At 43.9% G+C, this 18,399-nt stretch carries 14 protein-coding genes and 2 tRNA genes; 6 read left to right on the top strand and 10 right to left on the bottom strand.

The window, feature by feature from the left end; all coding sequences use genetic code 11:
* Positions 1-39 precede the first annotated feature (39 nt).
* Positions 40-117 (bottom strand) — tRNA-Glu (locus tag N4A56_RS00070).
* A gap of 48 nt (positions 118-165) precedes the next feature.
* Positions 166-240 (bottom strand) — tRNA-Gln (locus tag N4A56_RS00075).
* A gap of 606 nt (positions 241-846) precedes the next feature.
* Here N4A56_RS00075 and N4A56_RS00080 point away from each other — a divergent pair.
* The 6 genes from N4A56_RS00080 (at position 847) to N4A56_RS00105 (ending at position 9,555) form a co-directional block, all read left to right on the top strand.
* Positions 847-2,877, top strand: a complete 2,031-nt coding sequence (locus tag N4A56_RS00080) for a methyl-accepting chemotaxis protein (protein ID WP_295544076.1) — start codon at positions 847-849, stop codon at positions 2,875-2,877.
* Between the two features lie 316 nt (positions 2,878-3,193).
* Positions 3,194-3,613 (top strand): D-ribose pyranase, encoded by a 420-nt coding sequence (gene rbsD / locus N4A56_RS00085; RefSeq protein WP_295544078.1) that lies wholly within the window; start codon positions 3,194-3,196, stop codon positions 3,611-3,613.
* Between the two features lie 701 nt (positions 3,614-4,314).
* A complete protein-coding gene (locus N4A56_RS00090) occupies positions 4,315-4,902 on the top strand; it encodes a DUF4390 domain-containing protein (RefSeq protein WP_295544080.1) in 588 nt (195 codons plus the stop codon).
* Between the two features lie 18 nt (positions 4,903-4,920).
* Entirely contained in the window at positions 4,921-7,128 is a 2,208-nt protein-coding gene (locus tag N4A56_RS00095) for an ATP-binding protein (RefSeq protein ID WP_295544082.1), read from the top strand.
* Between the two features lie 60 nt (positions 7,129-7,188).
* Positions 7,189-8,127, top strand: a complete 939-nt coding sequence (locus tag N4A56_RS00100; RefSeq protein WP_295544084.1) for a TIGR01777 family oxidoreductase — start codon at positions 7,189-7,191, stop codon at positions 8,125-8,127.
* 42 nt (positions 8,128-8,169) lie between these two features.
* Positions 8,170-9,555, top strand: a complete 1,386-nt coding sequence (locus tag N4A56_RS00105) for a sigma-54 dependent transcriptional regulator (RefSeq protein WP_295544086.1) — start codon at positions 8,170-8,172, stop codon at positions 9,553-9,555.
* 99 nt (positions 9,556-9,654) lie between these two features.
* Here the strand turns inward: N4A56_RS00105 and N4A56_RS00110 are convergent, their stop codons facing one another.
* The 8 genes from N4A56_RS00110 to N4A56_RS00145 form a co-directional block, all read right to left on the bottom strand.
* Entirely contained in the window at positions 9,655-10,350 is a 696-nt protein-coding gene (locus N4A56_RS00110) for a hypothetical protein (protein ID WP_295544088.1), read from the bottom strand.
* The gene (locus N4A56_RS00115; protein ID WP_295544090.1) at positions 10,351-11,607 is read right to left on the bottom strand and encodes a L,D-transpeptidase family protein; all 1,257 of its coding nucleotides are present in this window, start codon (positions 11,605-11,607) and stop codon (positions 10,351-10,353) included. It abuts the gene before it with no gap.
* A gap of 198 nt (positions 11,608-11,805) precedes the next feature.
* Entirely contained in the window at positions 11,806-12,378 is a 573-nt protein-coding gene (gene pyrE, locus N4A56_RS00120) for an orotate phosphoribosyltransferase (RefSeq protein WP_293670036.1), read from the bottom strand.
* Between the two features lie 33 nt (positions 12,379-12,411).
* Complete coding sequence (gene purB / locus N4A56_RS00125; protein WP_295544094.1) at positions 12,412-13,707, bottom strand: adenylosuccinate lyase; 1,296 nt, start codon at positions 13,705-13,707, stop codon at positions 12,412-12,414.
* 84 nt (positions 13,708-13,791) lie between these two features.
* Entirely contained in the window at positions 13,792-14,061 is a 270-nt protein-coding gene (locus N4A56_RS00130) for a zinc ribbon domain-containing protein (RefSeq protein ID WP_293670038.1), read from the bottom strand.
* Positions 14,062-14,570: 509 nt separating this feature from the next.
* A complete protein-coding gene (larE, locus tag N4A56_RS00135) occupies positions 14,571-15,383 on the bottom strand; it encodes an ATP-dependent sacrificial sulfur transferase LarE (RefSeq protein WP_293670040.1) in 813 nt (270 codons plus the stop codon).
* Positions 15,377-16,549, bottom strand: coding sequence for a homocysteine biosynthesis protein (locus tag N4A56_RS00140; RefSeq protein WP_295544096.1), 1,173 nt, complete (start codon positions 16,547-16,549; stop codon positions 15,377-15,379). Before N4A56_RS00140 ends, larE begins: the two co-directional genes overlap by 7 nt.
* A gap of 249 nt (positions 16,550-16,798) precedes the next feature.
* Entirely contained in the window at positions 16,799-18,154 is a 1,356-nt protein-coding gene (locus tag N4A56_RS00145) for a tetratricopeptide repeat protein (RefSeq protein ID WP_293670044.1), read from the bottom strand.
* Positions 18,155-18,399 lie beyond the last annotated feature (245 nt).

The raw sequence follows: 18,399 nt of genomic DNA on the forward strand, positions 1-18,399 counted from the left end.
AAAAGCTCTTACACTTTCGTGTAAGAGCTTAACTTGCTTTGGCGTCCCCAAGGGGATTTGAACCCCTGTCGCCTGCGTGAAAGGCAGGTGTCCTGGGCCAGGCTAGACGATGGGGACGCGTCGAAATATGTATTTCTAAAACGCTAAAAAGCTTTTTAGAAAATTTGGCTGGGCTACAAGGACTCGAACCTTGATTAACGGAGCCAGAACCCGTCGTCCTGCCAATTGAACGATAGCCCAGCAAGTGAGAGGTGTTTTTATGGAACTCCTCTTCTTTTGTCAACGCAAAAAAATTTTTTTCTAGAGACCGCAGCAGCCACGTCGCAGTGAGCACACACTTCGTTCTATATATGTAAACCCAATACACTTCAAAGAAAAAACTCTCTTTCACATCGAGTAAGCTATTTAGAAGTATAAGACGAATGCCGCATTCATATACCACATGTAATACATTCACCACACGTTACCCGTAGCAGAAGACTTTACTCCATGCTGCCTACCCACGTTATCATTAGTAAGTAACCACTTATAATTTGAGAAAATATAAACTTATCCCTTTAAGTTCCGATATCTCTCGAGTAAGAGGAGTTGCATGTATTAGCAATAGAATACTCGTAAGCAGTGGTGAGTAAACGGTTTCTTTTTGTATACATTACGACATTGATCTTTTTATACTAAAGTTTGCTTTTTAGAATAAAAAAGCAACAGGCTGTAAATATACGCACTGTAATATTTATTACACTATGCCATACTCACGCTGCAAAACTGTTCTCTACTCATTTAATAGACAATAGTTTTTCCTACGACATTCTATTGTAGATATTTAATTACTGAGAGGGGTTACTCATGTCGATTAAAAAACTTTTGCTGCTAGGTTTTTGTACAACCATCGGTTTGTCGCTGCTCATCGGAATAGTAGGATATAAATCAGCCTACAATGCGTCAGAACAAATCAATGAACTCATTCACGCTGATATGGCATTCCGTGAACAAACATTAACAATACGGAATCTTATCCAACGGCATCGTCGCTATGAAAAAAATATTTTCATTAATATTGGCAATGCAGAACAACAAAAAAGTTATTTTCAAAAGTTAGAACACGTCAGTCAAGAAACACAACAAGAGCTCAAAACTATATCTCAACTTGAGCCTACCGTTGTTGAATTGACGACAGAAGAACGTAGTGCCATTCAAAACTTAGAGCCTTACTACAAAGCCTACTTGCAGGGTGTTAAACAGGTTGCCCGGCAAGCTATGTCTCAAGACATTACACCTTCTGAAGCAAATGAAAGAATGATGCCTTTCAAAAAGCCATTTCACGATATGGAAGACTCCCTTCGCGAACTTGGCGAGTCCAGTCACAACATTCTCATTGCTGAGGGTAAAGAATCTATGGATCTGCTGCATGAGTCAGAACTCATGCTTATAGGCATCTGTTGTCTAGTTCTCGTATTTGGTATTGCCATCGCAGCATACATCTTCCGCGCAATTAACGGGCCGCTTACTCAGTTGACCAGTTTTGCAAACAGAGTTGCAGATGGAAACCTTAATGCAGAAACTGAAAGCTCTTTCACTGGTGAAATGGCTGTACTCCATAACTCTATCAACCGCATGATTCTTGTCCTCAAAGAAAAACTCGGGTTTGCAGAAGGCGTTCTCAACGCTATTCCTTCGCCTTGCGGCATTGTAGGACCAGACTTCACTATGCTTTGGGTCAACCAGCAGCTGCTCAATTTGCTGGAAAAGAAAGGCTCTCCTGAAAGCTACAAGGGCATAGTCTCCGGTGAGCTTTACTGGGACGATGCAACCAAAGAAACTCTTTCCGACAGAGCAATTAAAGAGCGTAAGCCGCTGCATCTCACATGCGAGCGCCCATTAAAATCAGGTGAATCATTAATGATTGATGCCACAACAACACCTGTTTACGATCTTAACGGCGAAATCCTTGGCTCTGTCTCCTTCTGGTATGATCTCACAGAAGTAACTGCTCAGAAAAAAATTATTGAAGAACAAAACGAGCGCATCAGCAACGCTGCTCAAGAAGCAAGTAGCATTGCCGATCAAGTTGCAGCTGAAGCAAGCCAGCTTGAGATGCAGGTAAACCAGACGACACAAGGAACTGCAATTCAGAGTGACCGCATAGGAGAAACAGCCGCTGCTGTGGAAGAAATGAATGCAACAACCCTTGAAGTTGCAAGCAATGCCGCCCGTGCAGCTGAAGCCGCTGACACATCACAACACATCGCATCCAAAGGTGCAGAGATAGTTCAGGATGTAGTTCAGACAACCGAAGAAGTACAACAGTATGCACAGGAGATGCGGTCGACGATTACAGAACTGGGGACACAAGCTCAGTCTATCGGCAACATTATCAACGTTATTAACGACATTGCAGACCAAACCAACCTGCTAGCACTGAACGCAGCCATCGAGGCAGCTCGCGCAGGCGAAGCCGGACGTGGTTTTGCCGTTGTTGCAGATGAAGTTCGCAAACTTGCAGAAAAAACAATGCAGGCAACCAACGAAGTGGAAACAGTTGTACGCGGCATCCAGACAAGTTCCGGCTCAACTCTAGAACAAATGGAAAAAGTTGCAAGCCACATCGAACACAATACAGAACTTACTGTAGATGCAGGCGAGGCACTTGCGCAAATTGTTGAAGCTGGCACACAGACAGCGGATAGAGTGCGCTCTATTGCAACAGCATCTGAGCAACAATCAGCTGCATCTGAGCAAATAGCCCGTTCTTCTGACGAAGTGAACGCACTTGCGCAGGAAACATCACAAGGCATGCAAGAAGCTTCTCAAGCAGTTACAGCGCTTGCAATGCTTTCGCAAAAGCTTGAAGCTGTCATGCGCGAAATACAGCAATAGCTTTGCACCAAAAGAGGGCATTTTCCCTCCGAGCCTTTTTTTGCTAAACAAACTAAAAGCTCTGAGTCGTATGGCTCGGAGCTTTTTCCTAAACTTGATAACGTAGCACAGAGATGCAACCGTCAAGTTTTCATGATTTAATTTTTATTTACGCAACATAGTTTTTCGCTTTTTGACATGTATTGTGATATTTCTTTTACACGCCAAACACCACAATACATTTCTTTTATATCGCACAAGAACAGTCAGCTTTGCATACCATACGGTTGCAGAGCGGCTCTTTGCTTTACACACGCATCGAATTGTTGGGGAGCACATGAAAAAAGCAACTCTTATTCACTCTGAAATTTCTTATGTCATCGCAAAAATGGGACATTACGATGCTATCACAATCTGCGATGCTGGATTACCTATTCCATCAAATGTGCAGCGCATCGACCTTGCAGTAACACAAGGCATTCCATCTTTTATGGATACACTTAAAGCGATTGCTTCTGAAATGGAAATCGAATCTGTCGAGCTGGCAGAAGAATTTCAAAAAGCAAGCCCAGACCTGCATGAAACCGTAACAGACTACATTGCACTGTTAGCAAAGCTTCGAAGAAAAAAAATCACTACAACCTATTCTAATTACGAAAAATTTAAAAAGCACACGAAACAAAGTCTTGCAATTATCCGTACAGGTGAATGCACTCCATATGCCAACATCACATTGAAATCCGGTGTGGTATTTTAACGGAGCCGTCGCCGCAAGCAGCGGATCACACAAAACGCAAGCAATTAAATAAAAAGACTTTTTTTCAAGTCAGTCGGGAGTGCAAGTCCGTACACGCAGCACAAAAACAAATTGTTGACGTTCTGCTACATATGGACTGCCTCCCGATACTTGCAACAACCAACGCTCACGTTCACATCTACGCATCACCGAATTGCTAAAACGCAAACTCTGATTCTAACGTGAATTCGGCACTATCCCTATCGACTATACAGCCTCAATAAACTCTAGTGTTAGTTTGAAAAGCTTCAAGAATATAAGCAGGTACATGTTCTTCTACTGGATTTTGCTAAATACTATCATATAAAATTGATAGAACAAGTGCCTTAAGAAACAACACCTCTTCCAACCGTAGCGACGTAGATGCACACCTAGAAAACAACTAGTACACCACTATGACACTGCGTTTATTGTAGAAAAAATATTTGTAGTACCCGCCATGCCATATGCATTTACAATTTATCGCAAAATGCTACGCGACATATTACAATAATTTTCCATGCATTCACAACTTGGTATCCGACCATAACTTCTCTCAGCTATCATACTGGAATAAATAGAAGTCAACAACGCGCCAGACGACTTGCAAATAGCCAGACAGTATGCCAAAATCCCGCATACTTTGACGCAATCACATTGACCCTAACTCAAGCAGAGACCCTATGACTCGAGCATCATCCTCCCTACGCACGTTGCTATTAGCAGCCATGGCGCTCTTTTTCTTTTGCGTGTCTTCACCATCACCTGCTCACGCTTCATCACAAGAAATGCGTCTTACTTCTTTTCGTCTTTCTGAAACTGATGGCGCACTCATGCTCAATTTTGGTGTAGGCGTCACCCAGATGGATCAATTGCGTTTACTGCTCACAGAGGGTGTGCAAGTTGAACTTTTCTGCCATGTAAATCTGTCAAAACCACGTTCGTATTGGTTCGGAAAAGGGCTGGCGGAAACCAGTATTGCAAGCCGCTTATACTATGACACACTCACAAAAGATTATTTTTTAACTCTGCCTGACAACAACGCGCCACACCGTAATAAAAGTTTACCTAAGCTGATTGAAGGGGCTTGGAAGTCCATAACTCTTCCTGTGGGAAGTACAACCTTAATGACTTCCGGTGATGATTACAGAGTCACTCTCGATGTTGAAATGGTTAATACCGATGTGCCCGAATGGCTCAGTAAATCATTCTTCTTCTGGTCATGGGATCCAGCACCTCCAATACAATACTCAACGGACTTCACGTACTGATAGTACGTAGGAATACATATGACCCCTACCGATCAGGGCACAATCATCGTTAACGCCATTGACGCGCGTGAAAAAAAACGCCGCAAACGAGAACTCATCGTTGCGGCTGTTGTCTTCCTTGTCATCATCACACTTACATGGATAGAGCTTAAATATCTTGGTGTGGATTCGTATTTTTTCCTCGCCCTGTTCAATTTAAACTTTATTCTTGTCCTGCTTATCCTTTTTATTGTTCTGCGTAACGGGGTCAAACTCATCCTCGAACGCCGCCGCAAAGTACTTGGGTCGCATCTTCGCACACGCCTTGTACTTGTCTTCATGTGCCTTTCTTTAATCCCGACTGCGCTTATGTTTGTTATCAGCACGCAGTTTGTGCAAACATCTGTGGACTACTGGTTCAAAAATCAGGTCGAAACTTCCATGGAAACGGCGCTTGATATTGGACAAGCATTTTATGCGGACTCCTTGAATGACCTTGAGCACTTCAGCGTTAATATTATTGACCAGATTCGTAAGCGAAAATTCGCATGGGGCGGCAAAGGAATGGATAGTTTCCTTGAAGAAAAACGCTCCGAATACAACCTCACGGTTGTTGGCGTTATGTCTCCCAAGCGCACAGAACAAAACTGGCACGGCAAAAAAGATATCGAAAAAGTTTGGGAAGAGACCAAAAGCCGTATCAACTGGGGTAACTTAGAAAAAGACCCCCGATTCTGGTCTCTTATCTGGCCGGGTGCAGCATCAGACTATGCCGTTGGCGTGCTTCCCGTTGATGAAGGTAAAACAGGCTACCTTGTGCTGGTTCGCAGCATCGGCAAAGATACCATGTTCAAACTTGACCGCATTGTACGTGGTCTGGATGAATATAAAAAGCTGCGCACCCTCAAACGACCTCTTAAAATTACGCTCTACTTTATTCTTGGTGTAGTCACCCTGCTTATTATTCTTGGAGCAATGTGGTTCGGGTTCCGCCTTGCAAAAGAGCTTGTTGAACCAATTCTTGCCCTCGGCAAGGCAACGGAACGCATTTCCAAAGGTGACCTTTCTGTACGTTTGGAAGATACATCCAACGACGAGCTGGGCGTACTTGTCGGCTCGTTTAACCGTATGGCAGAAGACCTTGAGCAAAGCCGCAATAGCATTACAGATGCGAACACAAAGCTGGAACATCAAAATCTCGAAAAAGAACAACGTAACAGATACATAGAAGCTGTTCTCGACAATACAGCAGCAGGTGTTGTTTCCGTTGATTCTCTCGGACGAATTTCTACCATCAACAAAGCTGCTGCCTCCATGTTTGGTGTATCTGCCCAGTCACTTATTGGCTGGAACGTGCACACACTTATGAAAACCCGTGTTGAAAGCGAACTAGTGGGTGAATTGATTTCCCATTTCCAGACGACCCCTGAGTCACCTTGGAAGCGGGAAGTTGCCGTAAACATCGGAGGGCGCGAGTTAAAGTTATTATTGAGCGCGATTGGGCTACCATCCCACGATGACAAAGAATTTGGCTTTGTGGCTGTAATCGAAGACATTACTGAACTGGAAAAAATGCAACGTATGGCTGCATGGCGAGAAGTTGCCCGACGCATTGCGCATGAAATCAAAAATCCACTTACCCCGATCAAGCTGTCTGCTCAGCGATTGCAGCGCAAGTACGGCAAACAGATTGAAGAACCGGCATTCAGCCAATGCACTAATCTGATTGTAAAAGAAGTAGAAGAACTCCAAAACATGGTGCAGGAATTCTCCGCTTTTGCAAAATTACCGGAAGTAATGCTTGCACCGGGAGAAATTGACCCGCTGCTGCAAGAGCTTGTTACGCTCTATAAAAACTCGCACACTAAAATAAGTTGGAATTATCAACGACTGAACGAGATTCCAATAATTCAGATGGACAGTTCCGCACTAAAACGCGTGTTTATGAATATTATGTCTAATGCCGCAGAAATTCTTAGCGGAAACGACAATGCAACAGTGACTGTCACCCTTGAACACAAACAAGCACGAGGGCTTGTTCGCATTGATGTCGAAGATAACGGTCCGGGGCTCACTCAGGAAGAGCGTTCAAGACTGTTTGAGCCGTATTTCTCACACAAAAAAGGTGGCACAGGACTTGGATTAACCATTGTGAAATCCATCATCAGCGACCATCGAGGCTACGTGCGGGCAAACAGTCCTGAGCACGGTGGAACCATTGTCACGGTAGAGCTTCCTGTGGTATAGTACGAGAGGCACACAATCTCGTAACTATTCCAAACCTCGAACAAGAGGGAGCCAGAAACAATGCGCGTTGTACTTCTAGGTGGTTCGGGTTTCATAGGTAGAGCACTCACAAGTCGACTGCTTGATAATAATGCTCATGTTGTTGTTACATCACGTAACCCTGAACGTGGCAGGTATCTTATTCCTGAAGGACATTCTTTCCACGTTGATTTTGCATTGTGGGATGGAAAAAGTCCTGACCAGCTTGCACCGCACATTAAATCTGCTGATGCGGTTGTTAATTTAATCGGGTCAAGCATAGGGGATGGACGCTGGACAGATGAGCGTAAAGCGCTGATCCATGACTCACGTGTATCTGCTGGAACAGGGCTATGTAATGCCGTTTCAATGCTTGATGATAAACCCAAAGTTGTCATTCAGGCTTCAGCTATCGGGTACTACGGTTCACAGCCGACATCACCGGAAGAACAATATGTAACAGAAAGCAGTCCAGCTGGTCAGGGATTTCTCGCCTCTGTTTGTAAAGACTGGGAAAACTCTACAGCCTGCATGGATATCAGCGGAAGCCGCCGAGTTATCATTCGTACAGGTCTAGTACTGGGTGACGGCGGGGTACTGCAAAAATTCCTTACACCGTTCCGTATGGGCATGGGTGGACCTTTAGGAAGTGGTCATCAGGTAATGTCCTGGATTCACATCCAAGATCAAGTTGATGCCATTATCCATTTAATCAACACGCCATCCTGCGAAGGCGCCTTCAACCTTACCTCACCTTATCCAGAAACAATGACAGACTTTTGCAGCGCACTCGGCACAGTGCTCGGCAAACCTTCATGGTTACGCGTTCCTGCTGCTGTATTGCGCATGGCGATGGGTGAAATGGCAGAAGAACTTATTTTGCAGGGTCAACGTGTTCTGCCCGAAAAATTGCTCGATTCCGGTTTCTGTTTCTCGTATCCGTCACTTACTGACGCGTTAAAAAATATTCTCAATCGCTAGTGCAGCATACTTTCTAGTCCGTTTAATACCTATGGAGCTTCTATGCCTCAGTCCAAGGCACGTATATTAATTATTGATGATGAAGAGGGAATCCGCTTTTCACTTAGAGGAATTCTGGAAGACGAAAACTACACCGTTGATGAAGCTGCCAGTGGCGAACTGGGGCTGGAAGCTATTAAAAATGAATCGCCCGATCTAGTTTTCCTCGACATCTGGCTGCCCGGCATGGACGGTATGGAAGTTCTTACAAGCATCAAACAACACGACAAGTCGCTTCCCGTTATTATGATATCCGGACACGGTAACATTGAGACAGCCGTCAACGCTATCAAATATGGAGCGCACGACTTTATCGAAAAGCCTCTTTCATTAGAAAAGGTCGTCATTGCTGCGGACAAAGCACTCGAGTTTCAAAATTTACGTAAAGAAAACCTCGCCCTCAAATCCCGCATACGCACAGAACAAAATGTCGAAATTACTGGGGACTCACCGCCCGTAATCGAACTTCGGGAACAAATTGAGCGTGTCGCACCTACCGATGCGTGGGTCTTAATAACTGGCGAGAATGGCACGGGTAAAGAAATCGCTGCCCGCTCTATTCACGCGCATTCACGCAGAGCGGATAACCCTCTTGTTGCCGTGAACTGTGCAGCAATTCCGGAAGAGCTTATTGAATCAGAGCTATTTGGACATGAACGAGGTGCTTTTACAGGAGCAGACCAGTCCAAAACCGGTAAATTTGAAATGGCAAACAACGGCACGTTGTTTCTCGATGAAATTGGCGACATGAGTATGAAAACGCAGGCAAAAATCCTGCGTATTCTTCAAGAACAGTCATTTGAACGGGTTGGCGGTAACAAAACTATCAAAGTCAATGTGCGTGTTATTGCGGCAACAAACAAAAAGCTGGAAGATGAAATACGTGAAGGAAATTTCCGTGAAGACCTCTACTACAGGCTACGGGTATTTCCTATTTATGTTCCACCTCTTAGGGTTCGTGGGACGGACATAATTACGCTTATCGAGCGATTTATCACAACGCTTGTTGCAAAGCATGGCTTCAAGCCGCTCACCTTTGATGATGACGCCACAAACGCCTTGCTTCAATACGGCTGGCCGGGCAATGTCCGTGAACTTAAAAACTTTACAGAACGAATGCTGATTATGTACGGCGGAAAAAATGTTACCGCTAAAATGCTACCGCCAGAATTTCTGCAATTCATGCCCCAACCTTCAACTGATTGCGACCAACTTATTACTGGTGGCTCCGTTGATTTTAAAGAAGCACGCAACCGTTTTGAAGCAGCTTTCCTCGAATCAAAACTTAAAGAATACGATGGCAATATTACGCGCCTAGCAGAAGCCATCGGTCTTGAGCGAAGTTACCTCTACCGTAAGCTTCGTTCGTATAGCATCCAATCAGACTAACTGCGTAGCTATAGGCGATGTTCATAGCAATCTTATAAAATAAAAAAAGTGGAGAATTATCTCCACTTTTTTTATTAACGACAGTTAGTTGTATAAAGTCTACAAAAGTTCTTTTATCGGATAAATTCGCTGTAACAACGTTGTTTTATTATTGGTGATACTTAATTGAAGTGCATACGCCTCATGCAGAGCAATTGCATCCGGCACTTCAAATGTTGTTACAATGCGCTTAAAGCGGTTAATGCTAAACTCCATATCTTTCTTATTCGCGTCAATCATAACTACTTTACCGTCTTTTCCGATAAACGAAAGTACGATGGAGCCGCGGATAGTTCCTTTAGCATTCTTATTATCCAACTTCAGCGAGAGTCTAAGATTGCCGCCAGTGGCTTTTTGCAATTTAAGATTAGATATTGCAACAAGGTTATGGTCAACTACCTGCAAAATAGACGAAAGATCAATTGGAGGTGGAAGCTCTGCTGAGGCTGCCACACTCATTGAAGAGAACAGTGCCTGAAGCTCTTCAGGATCATTCGACTGCAAAATTTGCTCTATATTTTCAAGACGTTCAACATATACTTTAAGGTCACGAAGTTCTTTTTGCACCCCGTGCCGTTCATTCATGAGAGTGGTATTTTTCTCCCACAATGAAAAGCTCGTAAAAATTCCGCAGACCGCCACCATCACGACGAAAAGCAGGACTATTACGAGTGAACGCAAACTGGAGGGGCTTACTCGGTATCGTCGAACATTGGTATCGTCACGCATTATGAGGACACTATACTTTTCGCTCATCTATCTGGCTCTCCACTCTTCGCTTACAATGACCCACCGATCATGTTGTGGCAGTAAAACAAGTGTTTTTCTACCTTTGTCTGTATATCCGGTACTATCTCCATAGTACTGATTCATACTTACTTCAAGTCCTCGTCTAGACATGCTCATGGTTATATCAGAAAGGGTTATTTGAGCAGGCATTGCATGCTGCCATACTGTACGTTTGTGCTCCGCAATAGATTTAGCCCCACGGCGTACACCTTGAACTGCATTTGGTGCGTACTTTTCAATGTACTTTTCTACTGAAGCACTTTTCCAATCAATAACCCAAGCATCTAAAAATGTATGCACACCCGTAGCCACAGCGTTAAGGTATGCTTTTTCTAATCCATTGTTTCTTTCAACCCACTCCATACCGACAATTGCAAACTCCCCTTCATCGTTTTTTTGCCAATACAAACGACGAGTCCCTTGGGAAACAAGATTGGGCGCTCTATAATACTGCTCAAACCAAGTTACCCAGTAATCAGGACCTTGCAATACATTTACATGATCTGTCCATGTAATTATCCAAGGAAGTCTTGAAAAAAGATTCTTTTTTTTATGAGCAAAAGAAGTAAACGACTCATTCATGCTTTTAGAAAACGCTTCCGATGAAAACATCTGTAAAAAATCAGAAGAGCGATTCTGCCACGCAGCAAGCCACTGCTTTGTTTTTTCCTGTAAAGTATGCACTTCGGCATCAGCTTTAAAGTATGGTGCTACCTTTTCGGCTAAAACAACAGGAGTATTAATTGTGACTCGTGCATTCAAGTCAGCAATATCAGGATTATTCATAGCGATGCAGCCTTTTGTTTCTCGCGGAACAATAGGAGCACCCCTGCCATGTATCCAAATACCATGCCCGTTCTTTTTTCTCAATTTATCAACTGGGTTAGGATAATTAAGTGTATAGGCTTCTTTTCCATACAAAGCGTAGTCGAGTCCGGCAGTTCTCCGATGTTCGACAAAATAGATGCCTTCGGGAGTTTTTCTATCTCCTTCACGCTGCTTATCGCCTTTTACCTGCCCAGAGCTGCATGGAACTTGGGTAGATGCAAGTTCACTGGCTTTATGTCCAAAAAATTGTGCAGACTGTCGGGATTTATCCACAGTAACAAGCATAGGAAGCTCAACAGCTTCTTCAGAAATAACAGCCTGCCAACCGGCAGACGCAGACCCCGTAGAAATGGTAAAACAAATGGCAATCAGAAAAAAATACAGAAACAAGCGCATGAATATCCTTACCAGAGGGACAATCCCCCACACATAGCGAAAGTAGTTTGAAGCTGTAGTATATTGTAAATACAGACTGACAAAGGACATTACAGAAGCCAAATTGTCAAGAAATTGCGACCGAATGCATAGGAAAAAAATGTAAAAAAAAAGTGCTCCCCTCAGGAAGCACTTTAGTACTTAGCAAAATAAAAGTGATTAGCTAGTAGCTAATGCAACAAGCTCTTTACGATCAAAGATGGATACCAGTTTGTAACCACGCTCTGCAAGGGCTTCACGACCACCTTCATCACGATCAAGAACTGCACATACGCAAGACACTTTAAGACCAGACGCTTCGATGCGTTCAATTGCAGTAATAACAGAACCACCTGTAGTTACAACATCTTCAAGCATGACAACTACGTCACCATCTTCAAAGTTAGCCAAGCCTTCAACACCTTGACCAGTGCCATGACCTTTAGGCTGCTTACGCACGATAAGCGCAGGCAGGTGTCCACCTTTCTCATAAGAAATTACAGAAGTAGAGCTTACAAGCGGGTCTGCACCAAGAGTCATACCGCCCACGCCTTTCACTTCTGAAGCATTCTCTAAACCGCAGATGAGATCGTAAAAAAGATTGCCCATCAGCCAGGCACCTTCAGGGTGCAGAGCGGTCTGACGGCAGTCAAAATAGTACTCACTCTTCTTGCCGGATGCGAGAGTAAAGTCGCCTTCTTTGTAAGACTTCTCGTACAGAAGTTTTGCAAGACGTTTTTTTAATTCTGTCATTTTCCGCTCCATAATTTGCTTGAACTGAATATCTTAAGAGTTGAACACGCGACCGAAAATCAAGTCTTCATGACGCAGGTAGTAACTTGCGTCGAACACTTCATCCATTTTTTCAGATGAAATGCGAGCACTGATTTCAGGATCTTTTCGGACTAAGTCTTCAAAGAGCTGTTTAGTGTCCCAACTTTCCATGGCACATTTTTGTACCATTACGTATGCATCCTGACGTCCCATACCTGTTTCAACGAGAGCAAGAAGCACACGCTGGGAAAAGAACAGTCCCATAGAACCAACAAGATTGCGATCCATGTTTTCTGGAATAACACGCAGGTTAGAAACAAGGTTGGACAAGCGGTTGAGCATGTAGTTCATAAGGATAGTGGTATCCGGCATAATTACACGCTCAACAGAGGAGTGACTGATGTCACGCTCGTGCCACAATGCCTGATTTTCCATAGCAGAAAGTGAGTTGCTACGGATAAGGCGGGAAATACCTGTAAGGTTTTCTGCTGAAATCGGGTTTTTCTTATGTGGCATAGCAGAAGAGCCTTTTTGACCTTTGCGGAAGCCTTCTTCTGCCTCAAGCACTTCTGTACGTTGCAGGTGGCGCAGTTCCACGCAAAGACGCTCAATACCACCAGCTGCAACAGCAAGTGCAGTAAAGTAAGCTGCGTAACGGTCGCGGTTGATAACCTGAGTAGAAATCGGGTCTACTGCAAGACCGAGAACTTCACAGGTTATGGATTCAACTTCTGACGGAATCATCGCCATTGTGCCTACAGCACCGGAAATTTTACCGACGCGAATACCTTCTACCGCAGCTTTAAAGCGCTCATAGTGACGTTTAAATTCTGCATAAAAACCAGCCATTTTCAAACCGAAGCTTGTCGGCTCAGCATGGATACCGTGTGTACGTCCCATGCACAGACGACCTTTATTCTCGTGCGCGATAGTTTTCAAAGTCTCAAGCATTTTTTCAAAATCTTTGAGAATGATATCACCTGCACGGGAAAGCAGAACGCCGTTCGCTGTGTCTACAATGTCGGAAGAAGTACAGCCAAGGTGGATAAAACGGGCTGCCGGACCAACTTTTTCTTCTACAGCAGTGAGAAAAGCAATCACGTCATGACGCGTGGTTTCCTCAATTTCCAGAATACGGTCCACGTCAAAATCGGCCTTCTCACGAATCTGCTTCATACTTTCATCATCGATTTCGCCAAGGCGGTGCCATGCCTCACAAACAGCGATTTCAACTTCGAGCCAGACGCGGAATTTGTTTTCAAGCGTCCAGAGCTGACCCATTTCAGGGCGAGTATAACGATCGATCATTTTAGCGTTCTCTTACATACGATTGTGGTTAAAGGTTGCTATGCATAAAAAAGGCAGCCAATGCAGGCCGCCGGAAATATCTATCTAAGATGCAGAAGAGGATGAGGAGTCGGAACACCCGGAAGAACCGGATGGAATGTTCTTTTTAGCGGGATTCGATGCCGCACTGTTTTTTCCATATTCGGAAACATACCAGCCACCGCCTTTTAATACAAAGGTAGTGTTGGACATAATACGTTCGGCTACTCCGCCGCATACAGGACATGTAATGGACTCATCACTCTCAGAACAGGATGTTGTCCATTCTTCAAAAATTTGTTCACACGCATTACAGCGGTATTCATAAATGGGCATGAACCCCTCCATCAACAAAAAAACTGAAAATAACTAAACAGCGGCTTCACTGTCACAAAACATGAAACCGCTGCCAAGAAAAATGCCGTTTTCCAGCCTGCAAATGCAGCTGAAAAACATTATCGAACTGAAGGCAGCCGATAATCTATCGTAAAGAAACTTATGCGTTCTTAGCAGCAATAGCTTCTTTAATACGAAGTTTCATTGCTTTTTTACGGCGATGACGACGACGGTCGAGTTCTTTCTTACGTTCGTGTTTTTTATGAGCCATTATAATTCTCCTTAGCGGTCTTTTCAAAAGTCGGGAGGATACAGTAGAAACCTTAGGTTGTCCAGTGATGCAATAGAATTACTGATGGTTTCAGTATACCTATTGGCAAAAACTTTTTTCTGCGCAATGTCAGAGTGTTATGCAGAAAACCTTCTGCTTCCCATTGCAGCACAAAAATGACAACCGCCTATAAAGTGTTATCCCTTACACCACCATACCGCAAGACAAAGGCTTTCCATTATTCCGACCTCTTATCATGAAAGCCGCTTACTTTTTCAGTACAATGAATTTGCACTGCCTCAAAGCCGACACGACGCAACGTATCTTCAATTGCAACATGGTGTTTGTGCAACATACCTTTTTCTGCGCTGGAAATTTGAAGCACCTGAGAGCCGTCATCTAGTATTCGCACTCGAAAATTTTGCAGTCCATATCGCTTCAGGGCATTCTCGCAATCCTCAACTTGCTGCAACATTTGCTCATCAGGCGCAGTTCCATACGAGAACCGCGTCAGCAGGCACGGGGTCGCAGGCTGGTCGGCATGCTCCATTCCTGTTTCGATCGCCAACTCACGTACATCTTCTTTTGTAATGGAGCACAGTGCAAGAGGGCTGACAATTCCAAGCTCTTTTAGCGCCTTCAGCCCCGGTCGATATTCACACAAGTCAGAAGCATTAGTACCATCAAGTATAGTAGGCTGTGGTCCTTTGCCATCATTGCACTCGACCATCTCTTGAATTGTGGCAAACAGCAGACGCTTGCAATGATAGCAGCGAGCTTTATCGTTTGCCGCAATTTCCGGCACAGAAAGCGGCGACAAGCGCAATGCTCGATACGGTATATGATGCGTTTGCAACCACTTCAGCGCCTTTGCAGATTCTGCACGGGGCACATGTTCACCTGTAATATGTACAGCCATGAACTCTATGTTTGCCCGATGCATGACATGCGCTAAAAAACGGCTGTCCACACCACCGGAAAATGCCAGTACGGGAGAAAAAAAGCCCTTGAGTTTAGACTCAAGGGCTTGAAGCTTTGCAGTATTTACCATGCGGGTATTTTTTCCACTGGTTCGCTCAAAAGAAACTCGCCCTTTTGAATCCATTCTTTAAGTTTGTCTGCAACTTCGAGGGAAATCGGGTAACTGGTCATCGGTACTGTTTCAACCTTTTTACCCATAATTTCTACTTCACCAGACTTCAATTCCTCGTACGTACAATGTTGCAGCACGCGTGGTAACCCGTTGGGGTAATCATGCCCGTAATCCTTAACCGGCATTTGGATGTCACTGTCTGCCACACCCGTGTACCACGCAATTTCCTCATTTAATATTGGAATCGGAATACCGACACCAACGCTCATGGTGTTACCGTACCCTAAGAAACTTAAACCGCGCAAGTATCTTGCATCCATTTGTTTTAAATCACCTTTAAGTTCTAACGTACCGGAAGGTGAAAGAGGAATTCCCCGCTCGTTGCGCTTAGGGTTTGGTACATGCTGTGTACCTGCCCCGATAACATAGCCGATACCACCACCAAGGAAGATACGAGTACCAAGCCCGATAGTCTTGAATAACGGATCGTTAAACAATGGTGACAAGCAGCCAGCTGTCGCAAAGTTTACGTTACGCAAATTAGGCTTAAGAGGTCCCATGTAGGTATATATAATGCGGCTGGTAAGGTTTACCGCAGCATTATAGTTCTGGTAACAATTTCGGGGATTAAACAGCTCTGCATGCGGCAAATCAGCGAGAGTTATATCCCGTTCATACAATTTTCGTGGATAACAGTCTGTGCCATACGCTTCAGCGCGTAACGAAACAGAGCGTCCGGCAACCAAATCTTCAATAACGTTGCCGCCGCCATATTTAAATTGTCCGGGATACACTTTGTTCAGCGGATCGTCTTCCCGCGGCTCAGTCGCACCTAAATATCCATCCACTGCGGCAAGCCCGGAATAGGCTGGAACACCATTAAGGGTGACCTTGGATGTTTTAATTGTAGGTGGCTCCTGTTGACCGATATTAAAAAGAAGACCGGACGAGCACATAGGCGAAAATGTACCGGTAGTAACAACGTCTACCTCTTTGGCAGCCTTTTCTTTACCCATTGTACGTACCGCATCAGTCATTTCTTCTGCGTTTAATACAACAGCCTTACCGGAACGAATTCGCTCATTAATCTCAGCAATAGTTTTATTTACTTTAGTGTGTGCCACTTCCGCGCCTCCTCAAGGAAGATATACTTTTCGTGATGTGATTCGATCTATATCAACTTTTGCAGATAACCTCAAGTAATGAGTTTTCAAAAAAGTCATCTTTTTAGCGTAGTACGTCAGCAGAACTTTTCCCTTTATTATCAGCAACAAAAAAAGACAGCCTCTTTTCACCTGTTGTGCGATTCTAAAAAAGAATTTGCAACAACTTTACGAAAAAAGGCTGTCATTCATGCTTTGGGGAAATATATTTTACATAAGTGATAAAACTTTTCTGGCACCTGCGTGAGTTGGATCAATCTCTAAGCAAATATCTAAATGTACTTTTGCCATCTCCAGCTCTCCCGCCTTATAAAAGATCAATCCCATATTGTAGGCAGTTGCTGGCTCTGTACGAACAAACTCCTGATTCAGCTGAATGACCTTTTTCAAACAAGCCGCTGCCTGCTTATAGTCCTTCCCTTCAGCAGAAGCGACAGCAATGTTGTAGTACAAGTTTTCATCTTTGCGGGAAATTTGAAGAGCGCGTTTGTATTCTGTAATAGCGTCACGCCATTTACCCTGCTTTCGCAGAACAATACCGAGACTGTTGAAAGTCTCAACATCTGCTTTTTCCAGATTATCCCCTTTTACGCGCAAGGCTCTGCGCAAGAAAAGTTCAGCACGTTCAGGGTCATGCTTTTCGTAGGCCGAAGCAATACGCTGGGACACGCTTCCCAAATAGTCCATTGCTTCCTTATTTGCCTGACGAACAGCACCCTCAAAATACGCATCTGCGCTTACAAAGTTACCCAGATCGACGTAAATGTGACCAATATCCAGCTTGCGCTCAACATTAAGCGGACTCATTTTGTCCAGCTTTGTCAGACAATCGAGCTGTCTTTTTTTAACCCCTGCAACACCATATAAATCTGCAAGTTTTTTTAAGGGATCAAGAAATAACGGAGCAGAATCCCCTGCCCCCATGTAGCACTTATGCGCCTGCTCGTACTTTTTCATTCCCTTATACGCATCACCCATAACAAGCAGAGCAGCAGACAACCCCGGCTTAGCCTTAAGGACGGTTCTGCCGACATTGGCAGCATCTTCATAGGCTCCCTGCTCAAGCATGGTCTTTGCGATATCAATAAGCTGAGAAATTTTACTTTGGGGCTTAATGCTGTGAGCGACTTTTTCAATAAAAGTATTAATCGCGATAGGCTTTGTAATAAAGTTATCAGCACCAAGTTCGTGCAGGAGAATAAACTGCTCTTTAGGAGCTTCAGTCATGGTAATAAAAATCTTACATTGACTGTATTCTTTCTTAATTTTGCGGACGAGCGAAGACATTTCCCTGTCTTTAAAAATACGCTCGATAAAGACCAGCAACTTTCTGTCGGCAGCAAGTTCTTTTTTAATATTTTTTATTGTCTCTTCGACGGTACTAACTTGCGTAAAACACTTATTTCGCAACCCAAGGTGTTTGTTAAGAGTCTGCCGCAAAAGTGTCGTAAAGTTCGTATCTTCCGTCAAGACAATCGCATAACCATTCTTCTTCATGAAAAAATCGATTATGCTAGCCTCGAACTTTCGAAACTCCATTTTGGCTAAAACACTTTCCATCGACATACGAACTCCAACCTTACGCTGCTACTAAAAAAATACAATACGGGGCTGCTGATACCATACTACGCGAACAGCAAAACAAACAGTAACCGCAACAAATCTACGTTACCGATGCTCCTCAAGAATAACGCAATGCACTACAAACCCTGTGTGAAGTGATAAGTTGTTATGTAAAAAATATATGAAAATTTTTGTGATAAACTTATCGTATTGCAAAGATAGAAATTATTTTTCTCTACATCACATAC

This window comes from Halodesulfovibrio sp. (genome assembly GCF_025210605.1).
GTDB lineage: Bacteria > Desulfobacterota > Desulfovibrionia > Desulfovibrionales > Desulfovibrionaceae > Halodesulfovibrio.